The sequence below is a fragment of the Mycobacterium sp. genome (genome assembly GCF_035499775.1).
Classification (GTDB): domain Bacteria; phylum Actinomycetota; class Actinomycetes; order Mycobacteriales; family Mycobacteriaceae; genus Mycobacterium.
This window is the reverse complement of sequence record NZ_DATJYB010000375.1, coordinates 1-7,645: the sequence shown is the minus strand read 5'-3', so window position 1 is coordinate 7,645 and position 7,645 is coordinate 1. Positions and strand designations below refer to the sequence as shown.

The 7,645-nt window shown below is 68.0% G+C and carries 8 protein-coding genes and 1 pseudogene; 4 read left to right on the top strand and 5 right to left on the bottom strand.

Annotated elements, in window-relative coordinates; translation table 11 throughout:
• Positions 1 to 786, top strand: a 786-nt coding sequence (locus VML93_RS23210) for an alpha-E domain-containing protein (protein ID WP_325614632.1), incomplete at its 5' end; no start/stop codon positions are given.
• Here the strand turns inward: VML93_RS23210 and VML93_RS23205 are convergent.
• Together VML93_RS23205 and VML93_RS23200 are read right to left on the bottom strand one after the other, a co-directional pair.
• Positions 773 to 1,819 (bottom strand): putative zinc-binding metallopeptidase, encoded by a 1,047-nt coding sequence (locus VML93_RS23205; RefSeq protein WP_325614631.1) that lies wholly within the window; start codon positions 1,817 to 1,819, stop codon positions 773 to 775. The genes VML93_RS23210 and VML93_RS23205 overlap by 14 nt on opposite strands.
• Complete coding sequence (locus tag VML93_RS23200; RefSeq protein ID WP_325614630.1) at positions 1,812 to 2,738, bottom strand: transglutaminase family protein; 927 nt, start codon at positions 2,736 to 2,738, stop codon at positions 1,812 to 1,814. Before VML93_RS23200 ends, VML93_RS23205 begins: the two co-directional genes overlap by 8 nt.
• Positions 2,739 to 2,825: 87 nt before the next feature.
• Here VML93_RS23200 and VML93_RS23195 point away from each other — a divergent pair, with 87 nt between their 5' ends.
• Positions 2,826 to 3,215: an MmcQ/YjbR family DNA-binding protein gene (locus tag VML93_RS23195; protein WP_325614629.1), complete on the top strand. Its 390-nt coding sequence runs from the start codon at positions 2,826 to 2,828 to the stop codon at positions 3,213 to 3,215.
• Here VML93_RS23195 and VML93_RS23190 read toward each other — a convergent pair.
• Genes VML93_RS23190 through aspS form a run of 3 tightly spaced genes read right to left on the bottom strand, consistent with a single transcriptional unit; the run spans position 3,163 to position 6,553 of the window.
• Positions 3,163 to 4,281, bottom strand: coding sequence for an FUSC family protein (locus VML93_RS23190; protein ID WP_325614628.1), 1,119 nt, complete (start codon positions 4,279 to 4,281; stop codon positions 3,163 to 3,165). The genes VML93_RS23195 and VML93_RS23190 overlap by 53 nt on opposite strands.
• Positions 4,282 to 4,318: 37 nt before the next feature.
• On the bottom strand, positions 4,319 to 4,762 hold the full coding sequence (locus VML93_RS23185) for a nitroreductase family deazaflavin-dependent oxidoreductase (protein ID WP_325614627.1): 444 nt from the start codon (positions 4,760 to 4,762) through the stop codon (positions 4,319 to 4,321).
• 6 nt (positions 4,763 to 4,768) lie between these two features.
• The gene (gene aspS / locus VML93_RS23180) at positions 4,769 to 6,553 is read right to left on the bottom strand and encodes an aspartate--tRNA ligase (protein WP_325614626.1); all 1,785 of its coding nucleotides are present in this window, start codon (positions 6,551 to 6,553) and stop codon (positions 4,769 to 4,771) included.
• A 64-nt stretch (positions 6,554 to 6,617) separates the two neighbouring features.
• Between aspS and VML93_RS23175 the strand changes: the two genes are divergently transcribed.
• Complete coding sequence (locus VML93_RS23175) at positions 6,618 to 7,514, top strand: oxidoreductase (protein WP_325614633.1); 897 nt, start codon at positions 6,618 to 6,620, stop codon at positions 7,512 to 7,514.
• Positions 7,515 to 7,524: 10 nt separating this feature from the next.
• Positions 7,525 to 7,645, top strand: a pseudogene (locus tag VML93_RS23170) (SRPBCC family protein); the annotation flags it as partial.

The window sequence follows — 7,645 nt, the reverse complement described above, 5'->3', positions numbered from 1 at the left end:
CTGACCATGGACCCGGAGCGCCCCGGGGCACTTGTCCAGTCGGTGGACGGTTTGGCCTTGGCCGCCAGGGCGGTTCGCGACCAGTTGTCCAACGACACCTGGATGGTGCTGGCCAACGTGGAGCGCGCGGTGGTGCAGAGGTCCGACCCGCCGGAGTCGCTGGCCGAGGCCGATGCCTTGCTCGCGTCGGCTCAGGCGCAGACGTTGGCCGGGATGCTGACCCTTTCCGGGGTGGCCAGCGAGTCGATGGTGCACGACGTCGGCTGGACGATCATGGATATCGGCAAACGCATCGAACGCGGCCTCTGGCTGACCGCGTTGCTGCGGGCCACGCTGACCCAGGTCCGCAGCGCGACCGCCGAGCAAACCATCATCGAGTCCACCCTGGTGGCGTGTGAATCGTCGGTCATCTACCGGCGCCGCAACGTGGGCAACGTCAGCGTCGCCGCAGTGACCGAGCTGATGCTGTTCGACGCGGACAACCCGCGGTCGCTGGCCTATCAGCTGGAACGGCTGCGGGCCAACCTCAGGGACCTGCCGGGCTCGTCGGGTTCGTCGCGTCCCGAGCGCATGGCCGACGACATCAACACCCGCCTGCGCCGCTCGGATCCCGCTGAGCTGGAAGCGGTCACCAAGGGCCGCCGCGAGGACTTGGACGAACTGCTCGAAGCGATCCACGCCGCATTGCGCGACCTCGCCGAGGTCATCACAGACACACAGTTGGCGCTGCCCGGCGGGATGCAGCCGCTGTGGGGGCCCGACGAGCGACGGGTCATGCCGGCTTAGGCGCGGCCTCAGAGGTCAGCTCGTCGACAACGGTGTGGATGAATTGCATCTTGTCCAGCACCGCGACCGGAAGCACGAACGGGTACATGTCGTCGTGGCCCATCGAGCGGTTAACCATGTTCAGCGACCACGACAATGGCAGCCACATCTCAATGATGGTAGGAAAGGCGCTGGGGCCCAACGGAGTCCGGTCAAAGGTTGCCGACGCCGGCGCCAGCCCACACCACGCCGAGGTGTCCAGACTGTCGCGGATGTGCAGATAGTGGGCGAAGGTCTCGGCCCAATCCTCGGCGGGGTGCATGGTCGCGTACGACGACACGAAGCTCTCCTGCCAACCCTCGGGTGCGCCCTCGCTGTAGTGCCGGTCCAGCGCCTCCTGATAGTCGGCGTCGGGGTCGCCGAACAGCTCATTGAACCGCGCCAGGTGATCGCTTGACGGGGCGACCAGCCGGTAGAAGTAGTAGTGCCCGATCTCGTGGCGAAAGTGCCCGAGCAGGGTCCGGTACGGCTCGTCCATCTCGACCCGCAGCTGCTCGCGGTGGACGTCGTCGCCCTCGGCCAGATCCAGTGTGATGACGCCGTCTTCGTGTCCGGTCAGCACCTGCTCGTGGGCACTGGACAGCAGGCGAAATCCCAGCCCGTACTGGGGATCCTCCTCGCGTCCGATGATCGGCAGCTTGAGCTCGTGCAGCTCGGCGATCAGCCGCCGCTTGGCCGCCTCGGCCCGGGCGAACTCCGGCAGGCCGACGGTGTCGGTGTCGTTGGGCCGTTCCAGCGTCAGCGCGCAGGACGTACACAGCCGGCCCGGCTGACCAACCGGTACCAACCAGTTGCACTCGGCGACATGCAGATTGGCGCAAAGTTGATAATCGCTGGCGTCGACGGCTCCGGCGTGATCGCTGTCGTCTCCCTTGACGATCACCAGCAGGGCCACCTGCTCCAGCGAAAACCCGAGCGCGCTGCCACACGACAGGCACGCCGAGTTCTCAAACGTCAGGCGCTGACCACAGTTGGGACAGTGGAAGTCACGCATTCAGCGCATCACCTTCGAACGGCACCACGTCGACCGCGACGTCGATCACGCTGTGCTCCGAGTTGGTGTAGATGATACCGCGCAGCGGCGGCACGTCCGCGTAGTCGCGGCCCCGGCCGACCATGATGTAGCGCTGGTCCACCAACTGGTCGTTGGTGGGGTCAAGCCCCAGCCACTCGAACTGACCCGGCTGCTGCGGCGTCCAGACCGAGGCCCAGGCGTGGGTGGCGTCGATGCCGATCATCCGATCCTTTCCAGGCGGTGGGTCGGTGGCCAGATACCCGGATACGTAGCAGGCCGCCAGACCGTTGGCGCGCAGGCAGGCGATAGCGAGCCTCGCGAAGTCTTGGCATACCCCTTCCCGGGCTTCCAGAACCTCATTGACCCGGGTGGACACCGTAGTGGACCCCGAGCGGTAGGTGAAGTCGTTGAAGATGCGAGTCGCCAGGTCGCGCAACACCTCGACCAGCGGGCGTCCGGGCTCGAAGCTGGGGGCCGCGTATGCGCGTACCTCGTCGGTGATCTCGGGCGGGGTCAGATCCAGCGTGAAGTCGGTCTCCAGCGCCCCCTGCATCCCGCTCGGCCGGGCGGCCTCCCACGGTTCCAGTGCCGGCCCGCTTCCGTAGACCCCGGGCGGTTGTGGGGCCACGTCGACGATGGAGTCACTGGTGATCGTCAGGGCATTGTGCGGCTCGGTGACATGGAAATACGAGCTGATGTTGCCGTAGTTGTCGCGGCTGGTGGAACTGTCGGCCGGAGTCGGCTCGATGGTCAGCCGGTGCGCGACGCAACGTTGCCGCAGCGAGTCCCGCGGCGTGAGAAAACCGCGGCCATAGGAGCTGGTCACGACGTCGGAGTAGTGGTATTCGGTGCGGTGCGTGACCCGGTAGCGATGGGTGTCTGGGACAGAGTTCCGCACAGCTACCTTCCTGCAAACAAACCACGGCTGGCCGCAAGGGACGAGAATACGGCACCAAGCGCACCATAGCCGGAGCACAATCAACATGTGGCCACCTGGAACGACGTCGCCCGCATTGTCGGCGAGCTACCGCTGACCGCGGAGCCCGCACCGCACGACTGGCGGGTGGGTAAGAAGTTGGTGGCCTGGGAGCGCCCGCTGCGCAAGTCCGACCGCGAAGCCCTCAACGAGATCGGGTTGGAGCCGCCGGCGGGCGACATCCTCGGTGTCCGGGTGTCCGACGAAGGCGTCAAGTTCGCGTTGATCGCCGACCAGCCGGAGGTGTATTTCACCACGCCGCATTTCGACGGCTATCCGGCGGTGCTGGTCAAGCTGGCTGCGATCGAAATCCTCGAGCTCGAGGAGCTGATCACCGAGGCCTGGCTCACGCAAGCGCCGAAGAAGCTGGTCCAGGAGTTTCTCGCCGATTCGACGTGAGCTGGGCGGGCGACAGCTCGATCACGCGTTGCAGGTCGTCGACGCACGCCTGCACGACGCCGGCAAGCACGACCTGGCTTTTCTCGTGGGCCTCGGATTGCAGCACGGAGGCATGGTGGCTCGCCGTGCTGGCGTACGCCGCCGCGGCGACGGGATCCACGTCGCTGAGACGGGTCGCCGACGCGAGGCTGGTGAGCAACGCGGGAACCGGCCGCGGCAGCCAATCGGGGTCGTGCAGGGTTGGCGCGACGACCCGCGCCAGCTGCATCACGGAGCCGGCCAGCAGCGCCACGTACAACGCCTGCTCGTCCGCCCCGTAGACGGATTGGCGCATCCCCCATCGGCGCGGCGCCACCTTCACCACCTGGCGGGCCGTGGTCCGGGCCTGGATCAGGGCGCCGAGTTGCTCATGCACCCGGTCGACTGCCGACAGCGGCCAGTCGGTCGGCGCCTTCTTGCGACCGGCGGCGAAATCCGCGGTGCGGCACAGGACGCCGTGCAGGGCCTGCAGCACCCCGGCGCGCGCGCTGCCGACCAGCTTGAGCGGGTCGGCCGGGAAGAACAGGATCGCCACGATCAAGGCCAGCCCGCCGCCGATCAGGGCGTCGTAGATGCGTTCGAAACTGACGCCGCTGCGGAACAACGCCAGGACCAGGATCGCCGAAACGGTGGTCTGGTTGACGAACATCAACCCCTGCCCGATGTAGCCCCGCCCCAGCAGCACCGCGCAAGCCAGCGCGAAAAGCGCGGCCACCCCGATGGGGACGGGCCCCACCCCCAGCAGCTTCTGCACGATCACGCCGATCACGATCCCCAGGGCCACCCCGACAATCATCTGGATGGCGCGCACCCCGCGTAACACGTTGCTGGCCGACAAACAGACGGCGGCGGAGACCGGCGCGAAGAACGGTTGCGGATGGTGGAGCACGTCGTGGGCGATGTACCAGGCCAGACCGGCAGTCACCGCGGTCTGCAGGATCGTGAACCCCGCGTCACGCAGCCGTTCGAACGCCGCCTGGCCGCGGTCGGCGACCCGGGCCGCCCGGGACTGCAGTGAGGTGCTCATCAGGCTTGCTTACCTCACCGCCGCGCGCGGCGCCCGCCTAGGTCGCTTGGACCCGGTGCAGCTCGAACAGCGGAATCACCCGGCTGGTCTTCGACTGGTATTCGGCGAAGCCGGGAGCCGCGGCGGCGATCTTCTCGAAGAGCTCGTCGCGCTCCCGCGTCGGCAGTTCGCGAGCGGTCACGTCGAACGAGTCGGTACCCACCTCGACGTGCGCGGCCGGGTCGGCCCGCAAGTTGTGCACCCAGGCCGGACTCACCGGGGCGCCGGCGAAGGACCCGATGATGATCAGCTTGCCGTCGACGCGGAAGTACGCCAGCGGAGACACCCGCTGCCGGCCGGACTTCGCGCCCGTCGTGGTGAGCAGCAGCAGGTTCGAATTGGCGAATTGCCCGCCGACCTTGCCGTCGTTGGCACGGAACTCGTCGATGATGTTGTTGTTGAACGCGTTCAGTTCGGCGATGCCGGGGAAGTTCTTGGTCATGCCCGGTCAAACCTGTTTGGGCTTGGCGTCTATTCCGGACTCCCGGCGCTGCTGGGCGGTGATCGGCGCCGGCGCGTCGGTGAGCGGGTCGACGCCGCCGCCGGTCTTGGGGAACGCGATCACCTCGCGGATCGAGTCCACGTCGGCCAGCAGCGCGGTGATCCGGTCCCAGCCGAACGCGATCCCGCCGTGCGGCGGCGCGCCAAACGTGAACGCCTCCAACAAGAAACCGAATTTCTCTTCCGCCTCGGCCCGATCCAGGCCCATCACGGCGAACACCCGTTCCTGAATGTCGCGGCGGTGGATACGGATCGAGCCGCCGCCGATCTCGTGGCCGTTGCAGACGATGTCGTAGGCGTCGGCGAGCACGTTGCCCGGATCGGTGTCCACCGCGTCCTGGTATTCGGGCTTGGGTGCGGTGAACGCGTGGTGCACCGCGGTCCACGCGCCCGAGCCCACCGCCACGTCACCGGCTTCGGTGGCGTCTGCGGCGGGCTCGAACAACGGCGGGTCGACCACCCAGACGAACGCCCATGCATCCGGGTCGATCAGGCCCAGCCGGGCGGCGATCTCGCCGCGGGCCGCCCCCAGCAGCGCCCGGGACGGCTTGGGCGGGCCGGCGGAGAAGAAGATGCAGTCGCCGGGTTCGGCCCCGACGTGCGCGGCCAGCCCGTCGCGCTCGGCGTCGGTCAGGTTCTTGGCCACCGGGCCGCCCAGTGTGCCGTCCTCGGCGACCAACACGTAGGCCAGGCCGCGGTGCCCGCGTTGTTTGGCCCACTCCTGCCAGCCGTCCAGCGTGCGCCGCGGCTGCGAGGCGCCGCCGGGCATCACCACGGCGCCGACGTAGGGCGCCTGGAAGACGCGGAATGTGGTGTCTTTGAAGAATTCTGTGCACTCGACGAGCTCCAGCCCGAACCGCATGTCGGGCTTGTCCGAGCCGAAGCGTCGCATGGCGTCGGCGTAACTGATCCGCGGCAGGGGTGTCGGAATCTGGTAGCCGATCAGCGCCCACAGCGCCGTCAGGATCTCTTCGGAGATCGCGATGATGTCCTCGGCGTCGACGAAGCTCATCTCCATGTCGAGCTGGGTGAACTCGGGCTGCCGGTCGGCGCGGAAATCCTCGTCGCGGTAGCACCGCGCGATCTGGTAGTAGCGCTCCATCCCGGCCACCATCAGCAGCTGCTTGAACAGCTGCGGGCTCTGCGGCAGGGCGTAGAAGGTGCCGGGCCGCAGCCGGGCCGGCACCAGGAAGTCGCGCGCCCCTTCCGGCGTCGAGCGGGTGATGGTCGGCGTCTCGACCTCGACGAAGTCGTGCCGCGACAGCACTTCACGTGCGGCCGCATTCACCTTGGAGCGCAACCGAATTGCCGCGGCCGGACCGTCGCGGCGCAGGTCGAGGTAGCGGTACTTCAGGCGCAGCTCCTCGCCGGCGGGCTCGTCCAGCTGAAACGGCAGCGGCGCGCTCTCGCCGAGCACCGTCAACGAGGTGGCGTTGACCTCGATCTCGCCGGTCGGAATCTCGGTGTTGGCGTTGCCTTCCGGGCGGATCTCGACGACGCCCGACACCGCGATGCAGAACTCGGCGCGCAGCCGGTGCGCCTGTGCCAACACCTGCCCCTCTCCAAGGGCGTCGCGGAACACCACCTGCGCGATGCCGGACGCGTCGCGCAGGTCGATGAAGATGACGCCGCCGTGGTCGCGGCGGTGGGCCACCCAGCCTGCCAAGGTCACCTGCTGCCCGGCGTCGTGAGTCCGTAGCGAACCAGCGGTTCGGCTGCGCAGCACAAACACTCCCCTTTACCTTTTGAACGACTGCCCAGTCTAAACAGTCGGCGCGCGGAGTAACTTCGGTCACATAGCCCCTGAAGCCACAAACATCGCTCTCGTCGGCCCCGGCGCCGTCGGCACGACGATCGCCGCCCTGCTGCACCAAGCCGGGCATCAGGTATTGGTGTGCGGTCACACCCCGCGCGAAAGCATCGAACTACGCCCCGACGGCCGGGATCCGATCGTGGTGCCCGGTCCGGTGCACACCGATCCCAGTCACATCACCGGCCCGGTGGACGTCGTGGTGCTGGCGGTCAAGACCACCCAGATCGACGACGCGCACGGCTGGCTCACACGCCTGTGCGCCGAGCACACCATCGTGGCTGTGTTGCAGAACGGGGTCGAGCAGGTCGAGCAGGTCCAGCCGCACTGTCCGTCGTCGCCGGTGGTGCCCGGCATCGTGTGGTACTCGGCCGAGACCCAGCCCGAAGGCTGGGTGCGGGTGCGCGGCGAAGCCCGGCTGGTGCTGCCCAGCGGACCGATGCCGGCGGAGCTCGCCGAGCTGTTGCGCGGCGCCGGCTGCCAGGTGGACTGCGACCCCGACTTCATCACCGCGGCCTGGCGCAAGTTGCTCACCAACGCGCTGGCCGGATTCATGGCGCTGTCCGGGCGGCGTTCGGGCATGTTCCGGCGCGACGACGTGGCCGAGCTATCCCGCCGCTATGTCGCCGAATGCCTGGCCGTCGCCCGGGCCGAGGGCGCCCGGCTGCCCGACGACGTTGTCGACGGGTTCGCCGACCTGTTTCGCCACGCAACGCAGGACATGGGCACCTCGATACTGGCCGACCGGGAACACCACCGCCGGATGGAATGGGACATCCGCAACGGGGTGATCATCCGCAAGGCTCGCGCCCACGGCCTGGCCACACCGATCAGCGATGTCGTGGTGCCACTGCTGGCCGCGGCCAGCGACGGTCCCGGCTAGGTTTGTAACCATGTTCCCCTGCGAGCGCGTCGACTTGAGCTTCACCGACGAAGCGCCACATGTGTTCCGCAACAGTGTTGACCTCGCCGTCACGCCCGAGCAGCTGTTCGAGGTGCTCGCCGACGCCGAGT

Excerpts from the sequence above, each read along its gene's own strand:
- VML93_RS23185 (WP_325614627.1), bottom strand. The coding sequence starts at position 4,762 with ATGACCAAGAACTTCCCCGGCATCGCCGAACTGAACGCGTTCAACAAC.
- VML93_RS23190 (WP_325614628.1), bottom strand. The coding sequence starts at position 4,281 with ATGAGCACCTCACTGCAGTCCCGGGCGGCCCGGGTCGCCGACCGCGGC.
- VML93_RS23205 (WP_325614631.1), bottom strand. The coding sequence starts at position 1,819 with ATGCGTGACTTCCACTGTCCCAACTGTGGTCAGCGCCTGACGTTTGAG.